This window comes from Flavobacterium marginilacus (genome assembly GCF_026870155.1).
Lineage (GTDB): Bacteria > Bacteroidota > Bacteroidia > Flavobacteriales > Flavobacteriaceae > Flavobacterium > Flavobacterium marginilacus.
Genome location: NZ_CP113975.1, coordinates 1,016,757 through 1,033,197, shown reverse-complemented (window position 1 = coordinate 1,033,197; position 16,441 = coordinate 1,016,757). Strand labels below are relative to the sequence as shown.

The 16,441-nt window shown below is 34.5% G+C and carries 13 protein-coding genes; 5 read left to right on the top strand and 8 right to left on the bottom strand.

Going from position 1 to position 16,441, the window contains the following annotated elements; genetic code table 11:
• The first annotated feature begins 85 nt into the window (after positions 1-85).
• The gene (locus OZP07_RS04510) at positions 86-631 is read left to right on the top strand and encodes a hypothetical protein (RefSeq protein ID WP_281637441.1); all 546 of its coding nucleotides are present in this window, start codon (positions 86-88) and stop codon (positions 629-631) included.
• Positions 632-842: 211 nt separating this feature from the next.
• On the opposite strand, the gene OZP07_RS04505 is transcribed toward OZP07_RS04510, so the two are convergent.
• Complete coding sequence (locus OZP07_RS04505; RefSeq protein WP_281637440.1) at positions 843-1,466, bottom strand: HmuY family protein; 624 nt, start codon at positions 1,464-1,466, stop codon at positions 843-845.
• 26 nt (positions 1,467-1,492) lie between these two features.
• Positions 1,493-3,559, bottom strand: a complete 2,067-nt coding sequence (locus OZP07_RS04500; RefSeq protein ID WP_281637439.1) for a TonB-dependent receptor plug domain-containing protein — start codon at positions 3,557-3,559, stop codon at positions 1,493-1,495.
• 107 nt (positions 3,560-3,666) lie between these two features.
• Here OZP07_RS04500 and OZP07_RS04495 point away from each other — a divergent pair, with 107 nt between their 5' ends.
• Positions 3,667-4,578, top strand: coding sequence for a DUF6607 family protein (locus tag OZP07_RS04495; RefSeq protein WP_194640089.1), 912 nt, complete (start codon positions 3,667-3,669; stop codon positions 4,576-4,578).
• 131 nt (positions 4,579-4,709) lie between these two features.
• Complete coding sequence (locus tag OZP07_RS04490; protein WP_281637438.1) at positions 4,710-5,054, top strand: DUF6686 family protein; 345 nt, start codon at positions 4,710-4,712, stop codon at positions 5,052-5,054.
• 66 nt (positions 5,055-5,120) lie between these two features.
• On the opposite strand, the gene argS is transcribed toward OZP07_RS04490, so the two are convergent.
• Positions 5,121-6,899 carry an arginine--tRNA ligase gene (gene argS, locus OZP07_RS04485; RefSeq protein WP_281637437.1) on the bottom strand — a complete coding sequence of 593 codons (1,779 nt, stop codon included), beginning with the start codon at positions 6,897-6,899 and terminating at the stop codon, positions 5,121-5,123.
• Between the two features lie 323 nt (positions 6,900-7,222).
• Between argS and OZP07_RS04480 the strand changes: the two genes are divergently transcribed.
• Positions 7,223-9,559 carry a TonB-dependent receptor gene (locus tag OZP07_RS04480; RefSeq protein ID WP_281637436.1) on the top strand — a complete coding sequence of 779 codons (2,337 nt, stop codon included), beginning with the start codon at positions 7,223-7,225 and terminating at the stop codon, positions 9,557-9,559.
• Between the two features lie 82 nt (positions 9,560-9,641).
• Here OZP07_RS04480 and OZP07_RS04475 read toward each other — a convergent pair whose 3' ends face one another.
• From OZP07_RS04475 to OZP07_RS04455, 5 genes are all read right to left on the bottom strand, one after another.
• Positions 9,642-10,316 (bottom strand): copper homeostasis protein CutC, encoded by a 675-nt coding sequence (locus OZP07_RS04475; protein WP_281637435.1) that lies wholly within the window; start codon positions 10,314-10,316, stop codon positions 9,642-9,644.
• A 76-nt stretch (positions 10,317-10,392) separates the two neighbouring features.
• On the bottom strand, positions 10,393-11,400 hold the full coding sequence (locus OZP07_RS04470; protein ID WP_281637434.1) for a 3-oxoacyl-ACP synthase III family protein: 1,008 nt from the start codon (positions 11,398-11,400) through the stop codon (positions 10,393-10,395).
• 134 nt (positions 11,401-11,534) lie between these two features.
• Positions 11,535-12,479 carry an ABC transporter ATP-binding protein gene (locus OZP07_RS04465; protein WP_194640073.1) on the bottom strand — a complete coding sequence of 315 codons (945 nt, stop codon included), beginning with the start codon at positions 12,477-12,479 and terminating at the stop codon, positions 11,535-11,537.
• A gap of 132 nt (positions 12,480-12,611) precedes the next feature.
• Positions 12,612-13,295 carry a YiaD family glycine zipper/OmpA-like lipoprotein gene (locus OZP07_RS04460; RefSeq protein ID WP_281637433.1) on the bottom strand — a complete coding sequence of 228 codons (684 nt, stop codon included), beginning with the start codon at positions 13,293-13,295 and terminating at the stop codon, positions 12,612-12,614.
• An 11-nt stretch (positions 13,296-13,306) separates the two neighbouring features.
• Positions 13,307-13,825 (bottom strand): lipocalin family protein, encoded by a 519-nt coding sequence (locus tag OZP07_RS04455; protein ID WP_194640071.1) that lies wholly within the window; start codon positions 13,823-13,825, stop codon positions 13,307-13,309.
• A 447-nt stretch (positions 13,826-14,272) separates the two neighbouring features.
• Between OZP07_RS04455 and htpG the strand changes: the two genes are divergently transcribed.
• On the top strand, positions 14,273-16,159 hold the full coding sequence (gene htpG / locus OZP07_RS04450) for a molecular chaperone HtpG (protein ID WP_194640070.1): 1,887 nt from the start codon (positions 14,273-14,275) through the stop codon (positions 16,157-16,159).
• The last annotated feature ends 282 nt before the right edge of the window (positions 16,160-16,441 follow it).

The window sequence follows — 16,441 nt, the reverse complement described above, 5'->3', positions numbered from 1 at the left end:
TTGTCGATTGAAAAATAGTTTATACTTTTATCCTAACAAAAAAACACAAAAAACACAAAAATATAACATAAAAAATATAAAAATTATGAGAACAATTATCACCTTCGCTTTATGTGTAAGCTTATTTACTGTATCTTATTCACAAGAAAAAAAAGTAAATAAAGAAACAAAAATTGAAGAGCTGCCTGAAGTAGTAGTATCATCAAAAAATGATTTTACTAAATACATCCCAGACAACAATCCTGATGCAGTTGTCAGAAATACTCAAAACGAATTTCTTTCGTATAAAGTGGATGATGGCTGCAAAGATTTTGACAGCTATTTAGTGACTTTAGAAAGCAAAAAGGGATCTTTAACAGCTACTTACAATGAAAAAGGAATATTAATGTCTGTTTCCGAAAAATATGTAAATGTGGAATTGCCGAGAGAACTTATGAAAACAGTTTATCTTGCCTATCCTGAATGGACAGTTACCCAAAGTAAGTTTGTATATTCACAAGAAAAAGGGCAAATATTGAAAAAAGCATACCTTTTGAAACTTAAAAAAAATAACAAAACTCAAAATATATTAGTGAGTTCAATAGGCGAGATTACTAAAATAAGTAAATCAGAAGGATTAGCAATGAATTAAAAATCGCTGTAGCTCAAAAAACCAAAAAAAAAAATCAACTAACCATTAGTTAACCAGAGGAGAGACGGTCTGTAGTTTGAGACGGTCTCTCCTTAATTTTTTACATAAAAAGATTCAAAATTCCGTTATTAGTATGTCAAAAAAAGGGCTGCCCATTTAGAACAGCCTCTCTTCTTCAAAAAAAACAAAACTAACTAATTTGCTTATCTAATTAAAATGTCGTTGTACTATTTGCCTGATAAGCAAAATTAAAAGTATAATAAGGCGACACAGATGTAGCATCTGGTGTTACAGGCGCATCTTTATAATAACTTAAGATTTCGAATTTTGCATACTTGCCATCATGCGTTTTTACCACAAATACTTTTCCTGCAATAGCCGAAATAATGTGTGTTGTTGAATTATACGAATACCAACCATTTCCGCTTCCTGTAGGAATTGCATAAACTGAAGTTGCATCTGCTTTAAAACTAGTTGCCACTGGAAAAGTAGTTACACTAGCAAATGTTCCAGAAACAGAACTTACTAATCCTGATCCTGTTCTCGCTGGTTCACCTGCATCTGCGGCATTGTATTTAGCTCCTCCATTTACGATTATAGTCGTTCCTCGGAAAGCAATATCCCAATTATCATTGGTTACAACTTTGTTTTCAGAAAAACTGAATTTTGTAAATTCGCCACCCGCTGGTACTGCTTGTCCACCTGTCTGCGGTGCATAAAGATTAGAAAATTTTTGAGTTACTACAGCAGGTATTGGATCATTATCATCATTACTGCACGATGCGATAAAAAGTGTCAAGGCTAAAATCGAAAGTTTTAAAAAATTTGTTTTCATTGTAAAAGTGTTTAAATAAGGGTTAATTAAAAATTGTATTGAATTCGTGCAAAAAGCTGTCTTCCGGAAAGGTTTGGAATTTGACTTGGATCGGTATAATTAAGTAAATTATTGGCACCAGCCTGAAATAGTATTTTGTCTGTTATGTATTTTGAAACCGAAAGATTAGCTGTAAAATAATCATCTACAAAAGTGTCGTGTTTGTCCAGAATCTGATTTCCATTAGTGTCATACAAACCGTATCTGCTTCGGTAAAAAACACGCAGATTGACATCTGTTTTTATTTTCGGAATCGTATATGCCATTTTAATATTGGCAGTATGTTTCGAACGATTGTACAAACCGAAATAATCCGATTTATTAATTTTAATGGTTTGCAGTTCAGCATTTCTGATGTATTGATAATTCTCAAAATTATCAACAACCGATTTGTCTTTCGCAGTCAAATATTGATAACCGATTGATGCAGAAAATTCATTGGTAAAATTATAAGCCGAATTAAATTCTAACCCATAAGTAAAAACTTCGCTGACATTGAAATAACTAAAAACGTTCTGGCTATTGTTTTTTTGAGCCACCACTCTCGTATCAATCAAATTACTTATCGAATTGTAAAATGCGTTTGCATCAACTTTCAATTTATTTCTTTTGTAAAAAGTTCCAAAATTGACATTCACGGCACTTTCGGCTTCCAATGGAGTATTGAAACTGATCCCTTCTACTCTTTTCAAAATTTGGCCTTCAGCATCCAATTGATTCAAGCGATCTTCGGCAACATTATAGCCCAAAACCGTATAACCAACCGACGGATTAGAAAAATCAAAATACAGCTGGCGAAAATCAGGCGCTTTGTAACCGTAACCAACAGATCCTTTTACAGAAAAATCAGTATTGATTTTATAATTTACGGCTAATTTTGGACTTAACTGCGAGGCATATTCACTGTGATTATCATATCTAAATCCCGCAAGAATATTCCATTTTTCGCTTGGATTCCAATCGTATTGCACAAAAACATATTCAGAAGTGAATTCTACATTTTTACTAAAATAAGTTCTGTCCAAAGTTTCATAATTCAGTCCTATTCCAGCAGTAAGCTTGTCATTATTTATTGCCAAAGTTGTTCTTGCTTCTGGTCGAAAAAGCCATTGATTATAATAGGTTTTATCATAAAGCACATCGTTTTCATCATTCAAAAACGAATCATTTTTATAATTGGTAGCATATAATTCATATTCCGAATAGAGTTTTGAATTCCATTTGTGTTCCAATTTTACTTGGGAATTCCATTCGTTTTCTGCTGCGTCTCCTTTGTAATTTTCAGCATCAATTATGGCAGCGTTATCCATTTTCTGATTATAGAAACGATTGCTCACAATCAGCTTTAGATTTTCTGAAAAATCATAGTACAGCTTGGGCTGAATGGTGTAATTGTAAAAATTTTCGAGATTTTTTAAAGGCGTACTTTTATCTAAATCGTATCCATCAGAGGAATAGAAATTAGCAAATAAATTAGCCGAAAACTTCTTCTTTTTCCAAAGAAGATTTGCATTAGCATCATTAGTATTAAAAGAAGCATATCGATAAGAAAGACTGCCCGAAAACATATCTTTTTTCGGCTTTTTTGTAATTACATTAATCACTCCGCCCATGGCTTCGGAACCGTACAAAGCAGATGAAGCACCTTTTACAATCTCAATTCTTTCGATATTTCCGACAGAAACTCTTGATAAATCAAGAACTCCTGCGCTTCTTCCTACCAAAGGCACACCGTCAATTAAAACCATAGTGTAAGCCGAATCTAAACCCTGCATCTGAATACCCTCAAAACCACTTTCGTCCGGAATCAGGATAATTCCTGTCTGCTCATTTAAAATTTCATTCAATCTCGTTACGCCAGTTTTAGCAATTTCTGCCGAAGTAATTATGGTCATCGGTAACGGCAATGACGAAAGAACTCTCTCTGTTCTTGTTCCTGTAACCACCATTACCTCTAACAATTCATTAGTTTGAATACTATCTTTTTTCTTTTGCTGGGCGAAAGAAATCTGATAAAAAAGGAGAGCAGAAAAGAAAGTAATTCTATGTTTCATTATTTTTATTTAGTCTTAATAAGTGATGCAAATATATAGTTATTTTTATTTATTCTAAATAAATTTAATATATTTGTCAAAAAATTTTTAAAAATAAAAAACCAATTATGAACACAAAAAAGACTTATCTAACTGTATTAATGACTATTACAAGCCTTATTGGATTCAGTCAAGACGCTAAAAAAGAAGACATAAAAGCCATCAAGTCGATGTGCGGCTGCTATGAAGTAAAATTCAACTTTACTGAAACTTTCAAGTATCCAAAAGATTCTGCCAGCTACAAACCATCAGAAACAAAACATGAATCTGCACTTGAATGGATAGAATTACTGGAGGACAAACCCAGCAAAATAGTATTACAGCATTTGTTAATTGTTGGGAAGGGAGAAAACGACATTGTAAAGCACTGGAGACAGGACTGGCTTTATGAAAACACCGATTTATATTCTTTTTACAAAGATAATACGTGGAAGTTTAACAAATTGACAGCCAAAAACGTAAAAGGACAATGGTCACAAAAAGTATATCAGGTGGATGACAGTCCGAGATACGAAGGTTCTTCAAGCTGGGCACATATTGACGGGAAAAACTATTGGCTAAACACCGCTGATGCACCGCTGCCAAGAAGAGAACACACTAAAAGAAACGATTACAACGTTCTAAAAAGAAGAAACATTCACGAAATCACCCCTACTGGCTGGAATCACGAACAGGACAATCAAAAACTGGTAAGGGACGAAAGCGGAAAAGATTATCTATTAGCCGAAGAAAAAGGATTTGATGTTTATACTAAAGTGGAAGACAGCAAATGTTTATTGGCACAAAACTGGTGGAAAAACAATAAGGAAGTCTGGGCAAAAGTGAGAAGCAAATGGGAAAAAGTTTATGGCAGCAATAAGGATTTATCGCTGCAGAATAAAGTAAACAAGAAATCACTTTTCTCTCTTTTATTTGATTTAAAACCAACTGCAACCCAAGCTGAAGTTGATGCAATAATTGATTCATTTGTCATTAAATAGTGATTAGTCCTTAGTGATTAGCTTCTAAGTCTAAATTCGAAATTTCACAAAAACGGATTCTTTCTATGCTGTACAACTAAGGACTAAAAGCTAAGGACTGAATAAAAATAATAATTCAAAGAACCACACTTATGTGCAATCTAAAAGTATTAAACCGGACTTCAAATGGCATTTTGCTCTTTTGTCAGCATAGAGATATGTATCAGCTGCTGTTCAATAATCTTACCTTTGACTTGAGCGGCATTGAAATGACTAGTTTTGCCAATTATATCGATCAGATTGATATTGATTATTGGGAAAGGGAATATAAAAATTCCATTTATGACAAGAAGATTCCAATTCCTACTCTGCAGTCTAATTTTATTATTCTGCTCAACAGAAAAGAACTGGAAGAACTGCGCTTTTTGGTCGATTGTGTCAGCGAAGATAAAATACTGAAACCGGTTGAAATCAATTATCTAATTATTTCAAATTGATATAAAAATTTAGCACATAAAAAAACCGAACTTTTCAGTTCGGTTTTTTTATGTTTATTTTCGAAATTACATTCTCTCCGGAACATTTATCCCAAGTAAACTAAAAGAATCAGCAATAACATCTGCTACTTTTTTGGACAGCTGTACTCTGAATGTTTTTTTAGCTAAATCAGTTTCCCCAAGTATGGAAACAGCCTGGTAAAAAGAATTATACTCACGAACCAAATCGTATGTATAATTGGCAATCAAAGCCGGGCTGTGATTGTTGGCCGCGTTCTGAATCACTTCTGGAAACAACTCAAGCTGTTTTATCAGTTCTTTTTCTTTTTCGTGAACCTCTGCAACGCCTGATACTGCATTCAAATCAAAATCGGCTTTTCTTAAAATGGATTGAATTCTGGCATAAGTATATTGAATGAAAGGTCCTGTATTTCCAGCAAAATCAACCGATTCTTCTGGATTAAACAGGATTCTTTTCTTTGGATCCACTTTCAAAATATAATATTTAAGTGCTCCAAGACCTATTGTATTGAATAGTTTTGCTTTTTCATCGGCAGAATAGCCGTCCAATTTTCCTAAATCTTCAGAAATTTTTTGAGCTGTTGCAGTCATTTCATTCATTAAATCGTCGGCATCTACAACAGTTCCTTCTCTTGATTTCATTTTTCCAGAAGGTAAATCTACCATTCCGTATGATAAATGGAAAAGATTGGAAGCCCAGTCAAATCCTAATTTTTTAAGGATTAAGAACAATACTTTGAAGTGATAGTCCTGCTCGTTCCCTACCGTGTACACCATTCCGCCAACATCCGGCATATCTTTTACACGCTGAATCGCAGTTCCAATATCCTGCGTCATATAAACCGCGGTTCCATCAGAACGCAACACAATTTTACGATCCAAACCTTCATCAGTCAAATCAATCCAAACCGAACCGTCTGGGTCTTTTTCAAAAATTCCTTTGTCCAATCCCACCTGAACGACATCTTTGCCTAACAAATAAGTGTTGCTTTCGTAATAATAACTGTCAAAATCAACTCCTAGGTTTTTATAAGTTGTTCCAAAACCGTCATAAACCCATTGGTTCATCTTTTTCCAAAGTTCGATAACTTCTGGTTTTCCAGCTTCCCAATCCAAAAGCATTTGCTGTGCTTCAAGAATGATTGGCGCTTGTTTTTTGGCCTCGTCTTCAGTTTTTCCTTGTGAAATTAATTGGTTTATTTCTTCTTTGTATGCTTTATCAAAAGCCACATAATAATTTCCAACCAATTTATCCCCTTTCAAACCTGTCGATTCAGGAGTTTCTCCGTTTCCAAATTTCTGCCAAGCCAGCATTGATTTGCAGATATGAATTCCTCTATCGTTGATGATTTGAGTTTTATAAACTTTTTTACCCGAAGCTTTGATAATTTCGGCAACTGAATATCCTAACAAATTATTACGAACGTGTCCTAAGTGCAGCGGTTTATTAGTGTTTGGCGAAGAATATTCAACCATCACCGCTTTATCATCTGCCGAAGGCGTTACAAAACCGAATTTATCAGTACTTCTGATTCCATTAAAGAAATTCAGATAATAACTGTCTGCAATCACAATATTTAAAAATCCTGAAACCACGTTAAAACGAGCTACTTCTGAAACATTTTCTACTAAATAGTTTCCAATTTTGTTTCCTAATTCTACAGGATTACTTTTTACCACTTTCAATAATGGAAAAATCACCATCGTTATATCGCCTTCAAATTCTTTGCGGGTAGCTTGAAACTCAATTTTATCAATGGTTACGTCAAACAAAGTCTGAATTGCTTTTTCTATCGATGGGGTAAGAATATTGGATAATGACATCTTATGATTATTTTTTTTTAAGTGTGCAAATATAAGGCTTATTCGCCAAATAGCGAAAGTGAATAACTACATTCTGTTTGAGACTTCCTTTTTAAAAACGTTACTGTAAAATAGTATCCAATAACAGGTGAAAAAAGTCTAAAACAATTCAAAAACATGCTATTTCAAGAAAAAAAAATCAGATGCCAAACCTTTAATAATCAAAGTTTATCAATACGAATCGAAACAAAGATGTATTTTTTTTCAAAAATAGTGTTACAAAACAAAGACAAAACAGTCTTATTTGCAATCATCAATCAAAACAATCAATCAAAAAAACAATTATGAAAATTAAACTTTTAGTGTTTTTCCTATTGAGTTTCGTGGGAATTACAAAAGCAGAAAACCCAGGAGTCCTTTCGGGTAAAGTAAAAAACAAAGCAACAAACCAGCCGGTTCAATACGCTTCGATAGTAATAAAAGATGCCGGAAAAATAATTACCGGAATTGTAGCTGACGAAAACGGAGCTTTTTCCATTAAAAATTTAGAACTAAAAAAGTTTACACTGGAAGTAGAATTTATTGGATATAAAAAATACGCCACGTCTATTGAATTAAATTCCGCAAAAAAGAATTCCTCGATCGAAATCCTTTTGGAAGAGGAAGCCACAGAACTGCAGTCGGTTGATATTGTCAAAGAACATTCGATGATTGAACAAAAAACAGATCGAAAAGTAATTAACGTAGGCAAGGATTTGCTGAGTGCAGGAGCAACAGCTTCCGAAATTCTGAACAATATTCCTTCGGTAAGCGTAGATCCGCAGACCAATGCGGTGAGCCTTAGAGGAAATTCAAATGTTCGAGTATTTGTGGATGGCAAACCATCAACTGTTAGTGCTTCTCAGCTATTACAGCAGATTCCGGCAGCTTCAATTAAACAAATTGAATTGATTACCAATCCTTCGGCCAAATACAATCCGGAGGGAATGAGCGGCATTATCAATATAGTATTAAACAAAAATGCTAAAATTGGTTTTAACGGAAGCGTAAACAGCGGCATAACCTTTGGTGAAACTCCAAAAACCAATTCCTCTTTTGACATGAATTACCGTAACGGAAAATTCAATCTTTATGGAAATTATGGTTTAACAACCGGAAAACACCATAATCATGGAAAAATAGAAACGCTGGAGCCAAACGAAGAAAATACACAAAACTTTGATTTTTTAAATAACGGTACTTCACACTTGGCCAAAGTAGGTTTTGATTTTTATTTGAATGAAACCAATACAATTTCTGTTTACACAACACAAAACATCAATAATGAAACAGGAAAATCAAATGTAAATGTAATTTATAACAACCCGGCTGCTAATATTAATCAGATATTTAACAGCAAAAATGATAATTATACCCAAACCTATAATTTCGATTATAAGAAAAGCTTCAAAAAAGAGGGACATACCCTTGAATTTGAAGCCAATTACAGCAATAATGACAATGAAGAAAACAGTTCATTCACCAATCCAGCTGCATTGAATGATATAACCAATAAAGGCGAGAATATTTTACTGAATCTGGATTACGTAAATCCTTTGACAGAAACTATCAAACTGGAAGCCGGATTGGAAACCCGTCTTGAAAACACAAAAAATAATTTTCTGCTGAATGACGCTTATAATTCTGATTTCAATTACGAAAGAAAAATTTATTCAGCCTACACTACCATTGCTAAACAATGGAAAAAATGGAATGCCCAAGTGGGAGCCCGTTTTGAAAAATACACTGCCGATGCGCTTTTCCAAAAAGTAAATCAAGCCGACGGAACATTTAATGATGATTTGTTCACCGTTTATCCTTCTGGTTTTGTAACCTACACACCTACCGAAAATAATTCCTTCAATTTCAGTGTTTCAAAACGTGTGGACAGACCGAGCATTGATCAAGTGAATCCTATTCGTGAATGGAGTACGCCTTTGATAGACTCCGAAGGAAATCCTGAATTATTTCCTCAATTTACTAACTCGGTAGAATTGAATTACACACGAAAAACTAAAATAGGTTCTATCACTTCGGGCGTTTTTTACCGTCAGATTAATGACGAAATTACAAGAACCCTTAATGGAAACCCTACTGATCCCGAAAGACAAATTTTGTCGTATGCCAATTTAGGCGACAACAACGCTTATGGAGTTGAACTTTCAGGAAATCTGGATTTCACAAAATGGTATACTGCCAACATCAGTTTTGATTTATACAACAAAAAAACCAAAGGATACGTGGAAACCGATTATGTAGAAGTAGATGTGACCACTATAAACTCCCGCATAAGCAATACTTTCAAAGCGTCAAAAAATCTGCGCTTTCAATTGACAGGAATGTATCGAGGCGAGGATTTGGGACTACAGTTCCTAAGAAAACCAATGTGGAGAATCGATGCAGGTTCAAGTCTTACCATCCTTAAAGGCACTGGAACTATAACCGCCCGAGTAAGTGATTTATTTGACAGTATGCATTTTGCCTTCGATGCTACAAAACCAAAATTACAAACCGGAGAATTCCATTGGGAAAGCCAAACGGCCTACATTGGTTTCAACTACCGTTTTGGAGCTGGAAAAAACAAAGCAGTTCAAAGAAAAGAAAGAGATAAAAACGAAACCCAAGGAAGCGGCGGTTTCTAAAAATTAGTTTTAATATTAGAATTGGTTACAAAAGAAGAAACCCCAGAGAATGCCAACTCTGGGGTTTCTTATGCTTTTACATTTAGTGTAAACTCTGTTTCAATGCTTTTATTTCATCAGCATCTGCTGTTTCACCTGAATCAGTAATTGCAGAAGAGTGATAAAAAAGAGCGTTTGTTTTTCTCATTATCATCTTACTATTTAAGGAGCGAAATCCTCCGCCTGGCATTATTACAATTCTGTTTCTTGCTTTTTCTGCCAATACCGATAATACCTCAATTCCTTCCAAAACATTTGCTGCTTGTCCCGAGGTTAATATGGTTTTGAAACCGCAGTTAATAACTATTTCTAACGAATCATAAACTGACGGAACCACATCAAAAGCGCGATGAAAAGTGCATGGAAATGGACTTGCCAAAGCAACTAGCTGTTTGTTCTGTTCAACGTTTACAGTTCCATCGTTATTCAAAATTCCAAACACAAACCCATCGGCTCCTATACTTTTAAACTGCTCAATGTCATTCTTCATTTTACTGAATTCTTCATTAGTATATACAAAATTTCCTCCCCGAGGCCGAATCATTACATACATCATAATATGCAATTCGCTTCGGACTTTACGTGCAGTTTCAAAATCAGGAGTAGTACCTCCTTCCTTCATGTTAGCACATAATTCTATTCTATCTGCCCCATTTTGCTGGGCAATAACTGCAGATTGTAAATTAAAACACGCGATTTCAAGTAAGCTGTTTTTCATTTCAAAAAATCTTAAAAAAAAACTTGAAGTACAGCCTTCAAGTTTTTTTAAATTATAATTATCACAAAGTTTTATATTACCATTTTATAATTGCGCTCGCCCATGTAAATCCGCTTCCGAAAGCTGCTAAAACTACGGTATCGCCGGATTTTATTTTTCCTTTCTCCCAAGCTTCGGTCAAGGCAATCGGAATAGAAGCAGCAGTAGTATTTCCATATTTTTGAATATTATTGAACACCTGATCATCTTCTAGCCCGAATTTCTTTTGTATAAACTGCGAAATTCTCAAATTTGCCTGATGCGGAATCAGCATATCAATATCCGAAACCTGCAGATTATTGGCTTCCAAACCTTCATTGATAACTTCAGCAAAACGAACCACTGCATTTTTAAATACAAACTGTCCGTTCATATAAGGAAAATAACTTTCGTCATCTGGGTTATTGTCAGCAATAATATCGGTAACCCATCGCGCTCCCATTCCCGGTGCAGTCAAAGCTAATTCTTCAGCATGAATTCCTTCTGAATGCAGGTGTGTTGACAAAATACCTTTCGACAGATCTTCTTCTCTGCTCAAAACAGCAGCTCCTGCTCCATCTCCAAAAATCACCGAAACACCTCTGCCTCGTGTTGTCATATCCAATCCAGTAGAATGAACTTCGGAACCAATTACCAGAATATTTTTATACATTCCCGTTTTAATGTATTGGTCGGCTACAGAAAGTGCGTAAACAAAACCCGAACATTGGTTTCTAACATCTAATGCTCCAACTGTTCTCAATCCCAGATCCCGCTGTACCAAAACACCCGGTCCTGGAAAATAATAATCGGGACTCAGTGTTGCAAATACAACAAAATCAATATCAGATGCAGCAACACCTGAACGCTCTATCGCAATTTTGGCCGCTTTCACACCCATTGAAGTAGTAGTGTCCTCACCTCTGATGATATGTCTTCTCTCCTGAATACCTGTTCTTTCCTGAATCCATTCGTCATTGGTATCAATGATTTTGGACAAATCATCATTAGTCACTACATTATCTGGGACATAATATCCCAATCCCGTTATTTTTGAATGGTACATAGTTTATCTTTTTATTAAAATCAAGACATCAAATTCAAACATCCTTTAAAAACCAGAATACAATATCGTCTTTTTTTAGATATTTTCAGTTTTATTCAGCATTTATTTTTCTTTATGCTGCTAATAGTCTTTTCTTAAATGATTTTTAATATCACCTCCTGATTGAATTCTAAAGCAGTTTCATGCTCAAAAAAGATAACTCTTCTGTCGAAAACAGCTTTTATTAAAAAACGGCTTCCTTTAAAAAAAGATTCTTTTACTATTGCTTTTATAGTTCCAGCAGGATCTGCTTTTAACTGATGCGGATACAATAAAACGACCTCGTCTTCTCCTTCAATCGGCATTAACTGAGATAATTTTAATTCATTAACTTCACCAAAAAGGGAAGCAACATATTTATTCAAAGGATATTTATAGACATCGGCAGAAGGTCCTTTTTCCATAATTCTTCCCTGATACAAAACAATGGTCTCGTCCGAGAAAGAAAGAGCATCAACACTATCGTGAGTTGCTATAAAACAAGTGATTTCTTTTTTCTTTAAATAAGCAAAAAGGTTTCTTCGAAGTGCGTTTTTTCTAAAATTATCAATATGGCTGAACGGTTCATCTAACAATAAAACTTCTGGCTCCAAGGCTAAAACTCTAGCCAAGGCCACTCGCTGCTGCTGTCCTCCGCTCAATAATTTCGCTTTCACATTTGCAAATTCAGTCATTTCGACCATTTCCAGCAGTTCTTGAATACGCAGTTTCTTTAAAGGCATAAAACCATTAGAAAGAAACTTGCCTACATTTTCGGCTACAGTTTCGTAAGGCATCAAATCAAAATCCTGCGCCAGATATTTCATAAATGGCATTCCTGGAATCAAATTATATTTTGGCCCCCGGATCTCTGTATCATTATACAAAATACGTCCATGATTTAAATCATACATACCATAAAGCAGTTTTAAAAGCGTACTTTTTCCACAGCCGCTCTCACCAAGAATTGATATATTCTGCCCTTTAGCAACAGTGAAGTCTACATTTTGAATTATGATTTTCTCGGTGTAGCCGAATGAAATATTTTGAACTTGAAGCATTCTACAGCATTAAAATTTAAGAAAACAAAGATAGTTTCTTTACTAAAAAAAATATGTTGATAATTGAATTTAATCCAAAAAAAAACTGCTTTTATGATAAAGCAGTTTTTTCAAATATATTGAGGCTAACCTTTATTGTTTCTTTTTAGCGTCTTCAATCATTTTAGCATTTGCAGTAATTGCAAATTCTACACGGCGGTTTTGGCTTTGTCCTTCTTTTGTATCATTCGTAGCAATTGGGTCAGCTATTCCATAACCGGATGTTTTGAAACGGCTTGCCGCCAATCCTTTTGAAATCAAATACGTTTTTACAGATTCGGCTCTTTTTTGTGAAAGTATCAGATTGTACTCTGGTTTACCCGTATTATCCGTATAACCAAAAATTTCAATGTTGGTATCTGCATACGAATTGAATACTGGAACTAATTTATCCAGATTCGCTTTGGCTTGAGCTGTCAAAGTCGCTTTATTTACATCAAAACGAACAGCGTTCTCGTTTAAAGTCAAGTGAATTCCTTCTCCTACTCTTTCCACTTCTGCTCCAGGCAGAGCCTGATCTATTTCACGGGCTTGTTTATCCATACTGTTTCCAATCAAGGCTCCGGTTCCGCCGCCTACAGCAGCACCAATCGCAGCACCTGCAGCAGTTCCTAGCTTGGTATTGTTTCCAATAATTGCCCCGATAACTCCGCCGGCAACGGCTCCTATTCCTGCTCCTTTTTGAGTATTATTGGCATTCTTTACTGAATCACATCCAGTAAAAAGAATGCTTAACATAAACAAACTGCTTAGTCCTATAATCGATATTTTTCTCATTTTTCCTATATTTAATTAGCTTTTTGAAATAAGTAAACAACATCTGTCGGCTTACTTCCTACGTTTATTTTATCAACCAATTCAAACGAAGTTTCCGATTGATTTCTTACAGCAAGAACAAAACCGGTTTTTACGTTTTTAGATTTCAATCCTTCATCTAATATTTTTAGCACAAATTGTCCTTCCTTATTAATATACCATGTAATTGCCGACGTAAAAGCAGTACAATTTGGACTATTCAAAGTCATTGTTCCTTTATTATTATTAGAAATAAAATGCCAAGTGCTTCCTATAAAACATTTTGAATCGGCAAGATTAAAAGAATTTACTTTAATATAATCAGATCCAGGATAAGTTACACTTACAATCTGCCAATCTCCTTTTATTCCAACTTGAGAAGCCTTATCTAATTTTGTCATTGGAGCATTAGAAACTGGTGCTGGTGCTGCAGGTGCTGTCGGAGCTGTAGATCCAGACTTACAAGCAAAGACCATAATGGCCATAGCGCATATTAAAAGAATTTTTCTCATTTTTTCTCAATTTAAATTAATTTAGCTACAAAGATACATATCAATTTCGTTCAAAATTATTTTTTTATTTATATAATTTGGCTACAATAATTTTCAGAAGGGTGGTGTTTTTATAACTGCCTGCTGTTTATTAAAAAAACAATCTGCGGTTAAAATGTTATAAAACAGGAATTTTGATGGATATCTATTTATAAATATCGAAATTATTGGACATGTCCAAATGCAACTTTTTGAGGCAAAAAAACGCTGCTAAAATGTACTTTTCTTTTCAAAAATCTTCAAAACTGCCTAACAACTGTACTTTAAATCCAATTTATTTACTGTTTCAGGATTGCTTCACCGCAGTTCACAGAACCCACTTACGACAATTTGTCATTATTAGAAGAATTGGTATTCTATTTGAAAGTAATTTTTCCGATTGTAAAACCATTAATAAAATATAAAAATATGACAACAGGTAAAATTAATGTTTCGGTTGAAAACATCTTTCCTTTAATCAAGAAATTTCTATACAGTGATCACGAAATTTTCCTGCGTGAATTAATTTCTAACGGAACCGATGCAACTTTAAAATTAAAACATCTAATCAGTATTGGAGAAACTAATGTTGAATATGGTTCACCAATTATTGAAGTTAAAATTGACAAAGAAGGCAAAAAACTTCACATCATCGATCAAGGTTTAGGAATGACTGCCGATGAAGTAGAAAAATACATCAATCAGGTTGCTTTCTCGGGAGCTGAAGAATTTTTAGATAAATACAAAGACTCTGCTAAAGATTCTGGTATTATTGGTCACTTTGGACTTGGTTTTTATTCAGCTTTTATGGTTGCTGAGAAAGTAGAAATCATCACAAAATCATACAAAGACGAACCAGCGGCACACTGGACATGTGACGGAAGTCCGGAATTTACATTAGAACCAGCTGACAAAACGACTAGAGGAACTGAAATCATTTTACATATTGCAGAAGATTCTCTTGAGTTCCTGGAAGAATTTAAAATCTCTGGCTTATTGAGCAAATACAATAAGTTCATGCCTATTCCGATTAAATTTGGAACCAAAAAAGAAACACTTCCAAAACCAGAAGATGCTCCAGAAGATTATACTGCTGAAACTATCGAAGTTGATAATATTGTAAACAATCCAAATCCAGCCTGGACTAAACAGCCGTCTGATTTATCTGATGCTGATTATAAAGATTTCTACCGCGAAATGTATCCAATGCAGTTTGAAGAGCCATTGTTTCATATTCACTTAAACGTAGATTATCCTTTTAATCTGACTGGTATTTTATATTTTCCAAAATTAAGCGGAGATCTTCAGATCCAGAAAGACAAAATTCAATTGTACCAAAACCAAGTATTCGTGACGGATAACGTTGAAGGAATTGTTCCTGAATTCCTTATGATGCTTCGCGGTGTTGTTGATTCGCCGGATATTCCTTTGAATGTTTCACGTTCAGGACTTCAGGCTGATGGTGCAGTTAAGAAAATCTCGAACTACATCACCCGTAAAGTGGCTGATAAATTGAAATCTTTGTTCAACGAAAACAGAGCTGATTTCGAACAAAAATGGAATGATATTAAAATTGTTCTGGAATACGGAATGCTTTCTGAAGATAAATTCTACGAAAAAGCAGGAGCGTTTGTACTTTACCCAACTGTTGATGACACTTATTTTACTCTTGAAGAATTAAAAGAGAAAATCAAAGAGAAACAAACCGATAAAGACGGAAAACTTGTTGTTTTATATGCTGGAAATAAAGAAGCACAGCACTCTTATATTGAAATCGCAAAAGACAAAGGATATGAAGTTTTGTTATTGGATTCACCAATCATTTCACACTTAATCCAAAAAATTGAAGGAGACAATAGCGGTATGCAGTTTGTTCGTGTCGATTCTGATCATATTGATAACTTGATCAAAAAAGAAGAAAACGCTATTTCTAAATTATCTGATGAAGAAAAAGCAAACTTAAAAACGGTTCTTGAAACTATTGTTCCTAAACAAACTTACACTGTACAGCTTGAAGCATTAGACAGTGAAGCAGCTCCATTCATTATCACGCAGCCAGAATTTATGCGTAGAATGAAAGAAATGAGTCAAACTGGCGGCGGCGGAATGTTCGGAATGGGCAACATGCCGGAAATGTACAATTTGGTTGTGAACACTAACTCCGACTTAGCTACAAGTATATTGAATAACTCCGACAAATCGGCACAGGAAAACTTGGTTAAACAAGCACTTGATTTGGCTAAATTATCTCAAAATTTATTAAAAGGGGAAGCATTAACCGCTTTCGTAAAAAGAAGTTTTGAACTGATAAAATAACTTCATCCACATCACTTAGAAATTAGTGATAAATAGTAATTGACCCTGCAAAGTTAAATTTGCAGGGTTTTTTATTTCATAATCTGTCCGATTTTCAGCAAAAGAGAAACAACAAATAACCATATTATTAAAAAACAGCATTCTACACCTAATTTCGTGTTGCTTTTTTGATTAATTTTAAGAATTACAAAACGATCTTATTTTTCTAAAATACCCCGCATTGCTTTTTTATTTTCAAAAGCTCAATTCAAAAATGAAATAGTAAACATATACACGTATTGA

Bases quoted from the DNA above. Each gene is read 5' to 3' on its own strand.
- OZP07_RS04460 (WP_281637433.1), bottom strand. From the start codon at position 13,295: ATGAGAAAAATATCGATTATAGGACTAAGCAGTTTGTTTATGTTAAGC.
- OZP07_RS04510 (WP_281637441.1), top strand. From the start codon at position 86: ATGAGAACAATTATCACCTTCGCTTTATGTGTAAGCTTATTTACTGTA.
- OZP07_RS04500 (WP_281637439.1), bottom strand. From the start codon at position 3,559: ATGAAACATAGAATTACTTTCTTTTCTGCTCTCCTTTTTTATCAGATT.
- OZP07_RS04475 (WP_281637435.1), bottom strand. From the start codon at position 10,316: ATGAAAAACAGCTTACTTGAAATCGCGTGTTTTAATTTACAATCTGCA.
- OZP07_RS04490 (WP_281637438.1), top strand. From the start codon at position 4,710: ATGTGCAATCTAAAAGTATTAAACCGGACTTCAAATGGCATTTTGCTC.
- argS (WP_281637437.1), bottom strand. From the start codon at position 6,899: ATGTCATTATCCAATATTCTTACCCCATCGATAGAAAAAGCAATTCAG.
- OZP07_RS04480 (WP_281637436.1), top strand. From the start codon at position 7,223: ATGAAAATTAAACTTTTAGTGTTTTTCCTATTGAGTTTCGTGGGAATT.
- OZP07_RS04505 (WP_281637440.1), bottom strand. From the start codon at position 1,466: ATGAAAACAAATTTTTTAAAACTTTCGATTTTAGCCTTGACACTTTTT.
- OZP07_RS04495 (WP_194640089.1), top strand. From the start codon at position 3,667: ATGAACACAAAAAAGACTTATCTAACTGTATTAATGACTATTACAAGC.
- OZP07_RS04455 (WP_194640071.1), bottom strand. From the start codon at position 13,825: ATGAGAAAAATTCTTTTAATATGCGCTATGGCCATTATGGTCTTTGCT.
- htpG (WP_194640070.1), top strand. From the start codon at position 14,273: ATGACAACAGGTAAAATTAATGTTTCGGTTGAAAACATCTTTCCTTTA.
- OZP07_RS04470 (WP_281637434.1), bottom strand. From the start codon at position 11,400: ATGTACCATTCAAAAATAACGGGATTGGGATATTATGTCCCAGATAAT.
- OZP07_RS04465 (WP_194640073.1), bottom strand. From the start codon at position 12,479: ATGCTTCAAGTTCAAAATATTTCATTCGGCTACACCGAGAAAATCATA.